The organism is Rhizobacter sp. P5_C2, assembly GCF_054049715.1.
In genome coordinates, this window is the sequence record NZ_JBFULV010000248.1 from 1 (window position 1) to 1114 (window position 1114).

The 1114-nt window shown below is 75.2% G+C and carries 3 protein-coding genes; all 3 read right to left on the minus strand.

From position 1 onward, the window contains the following. Positions 1–183, minus strand: a 183-nt coding sequence (locus ACXJLU_RS33405; RefSeq protein WP_457338015.1) for a hypothetical protein, incomplete at its 3' end; no start/stop codon positions are given. A gap of 4 nt (positions 184–187) precedes the next feature. After that, complete coding sequence (locus ACXJLU_RS33410) at positions 188–898, minus strand: hypothetical protein (RefSeq protein WP_457338016.1); 711 nt, start codon at positions 896–898, stop codon at positions 188–190. Between the two features lie 26 nt (positions 899–924). Continuing rightward, on the minus strand, positions 925–1114 hold a 190-nt coding region (locus ACXJLU_RS33415; protein WP_457338017.1), incomplete at its 5' end, for a hypothetical protein.

Here is a 1114-nt window from a genome sequence, read left to right on the forward strand (position 1 = left end):
GGCGAGCACGGTTTGCAGGCGCCCGAGGGTCTCCTGCTGCACCGCCTGTTCGGCCATCCGCGATCGCAGGCTGAGGCCGGCCGCCACCGCCGCGACGATCCCGAGCGCCAGCAGAACGCGCGCCCAGCGGCTGGGCGCCGGCCGCGGCCGCGMCAGGTCGATCGCGTAGTGCGCGGCAGCCATCGCGTCAGGCCAGGCGGACGATGCGCGCGGCGAGCGTGCGCACGGCCGTGGCGTCGCTCGCGTCCAGCACCTCGGCCGGCGAGACGGCCAGCGCCGGCAGCTCGTCGAAGCGGCCGAGCGCGGCCCATTCGACGCGCAGCGCGGCGCGCAACTCGTCGAGGTCCGGCGCCATGTGGCGCAGCCGCACGCGGTGCAGCGTGCCGTGCAGCAGCAACGCAATCACCGCATGCCCGGCACCGATGTCGACCAGCGCACCGGTGTAGTCCGGCTCGCGCAGCCGCAGTTCGTCGACGCGCACCAGCGTGTCGATGCGCACGCTGCGCAGCCGCTGGCCGAGCAGCGTGTCCAGCGTGCGCATCAGCGCCATCGGCAGCGCGGCCAGCAGGCGCGGCCGCTGCGGGCGCTCCGGCACGAGGCGCAGCGACCAGCCGTCGGCGCCATCGCCGAACACGTCCTCGAAACGACTCGACGCGTAGGCCATCCAGCGCGCCTCGCTGGTCAGCGCCGCCGCCGACGGCAGCACCAGCAGCCGCGTGTGCATCGCGTTGACCAGCACGTCGGCCCGCAGTGCATCGCGCACCGGGGCGATCAGGCCGGTCAGCGCCTCGTGCAGGCCCTGGGTCCGCAGCGACGCGCTGCTGGGCGGCGCAGCCTCGCGCGTCAGCACCACGGCATCGCTGCGCACATCGATCAACGCGGGACGGGGCAAGGGCATCGCGGTCTCCGGTGGTTGGACAGAGTTCATGCGGGGGCATCGGCCGTTGGGTCGGCCGCCGCCGGGTCAGCGAACGTCACCCGGTCCAGCTCGGCCAGCGTCGTCAGGCCCTGCGCGACCAGCTCGACCGCTGCGGCGCGGATCGACCGCAGCCCGCGCCGGCGCGCCGCCGCCTTCACGTCGGCCAGTGGCGCGCGGCTGGCGATCAGGTCGCGC